1 protein-coding gene is annotated in these 803 nt (G+C 59.3%); it reads right to left on the bottom strand.

What is annotated here, in order from left to right:
* A partial coding sequence (locus tag N8H22_RS20055; RefSeq protein WP_264592227.1) for an elongation factor Tu occupies positions 1 to 803 on the bottom strand: 803 nt, incomplete at both ends.

The raw sequence follows: 803 nt of genomic DNA, 5'->3' as shown, positions 1-803 counted from the left end.
CGACCTTCGTCCAGCAGCTTGCGGAACATTTCCACGCCGGTGCAGGTGGTCTTGGTGGTCGGACGCAGACCGACGATCTCGATCTCTTCCTGAACCTTGACGATGCCACGCTCAACACGACCAGTCACAACGGTACCGCGACCGGAGATCGAGAACACGTCTTCGATCGGCATCAGGAACGGCTTGTCGATGGCGCGAACCGGCTCAGGAATGTAGGTATCCAGAGTTTCGACCAGCTTCTTGACCGCAGTGGTGCCCAGCTCGTTGTCGTCTTCACCGTTCAGCGCCATCAGCGCGGAACCGATGATGATCGGCGTGTCGTCGCCCGGGAAGTCATAGGTCGACAGCAGGTCGCGAACTTCCATCTCGACCAGCTCGAGCAGCTCGGCGTCGTCAACCATGTCAGCCTTGTTCAGGAACACGACGATGTACGGAACGCCAACCTGACGGGACAGCAGGATGTGCTCGCGAGTCTGCGGCATGGGGCCGTCAGCAGCCGAGCAAACCAGGATCGCACCATCCATCTGGGCCGCACCGGTGATCATGTTCTTCACATAGTCAGCGTGACCCGGGCAGTCAACGTGCGCGTAGTGACGGACGTTGGAGTCGTACTCTACGTGGGCAGTGTTGATGGTGATACCGCGCGCCTTCTCTTCCGGAGCGCTGTCGATCTTGTCGAAGTCGACACGAGCGGAACCGAAAACTTCGGAGCACACGCGAGTCAGAGCAGCAGTCAGCGTGGTCTTGCCATGGTCGACGTGACCAATGGTACCGACGTTGACGTGCGGTTTGTTACGTTCGAA

The sequence above is a fragment of the Stutzerimonas sp. S1 genome, assembly GCF_025966695.1.
Lineage (GTDB): Bacteria > Pseudomonadota > Gammaproteobacteria > Pseudomonadales > Pseudomonadaceae > Stutzerimonas.
This window is presented reverse-complemented; position numbering and strand designations above follow the sequence as displayed.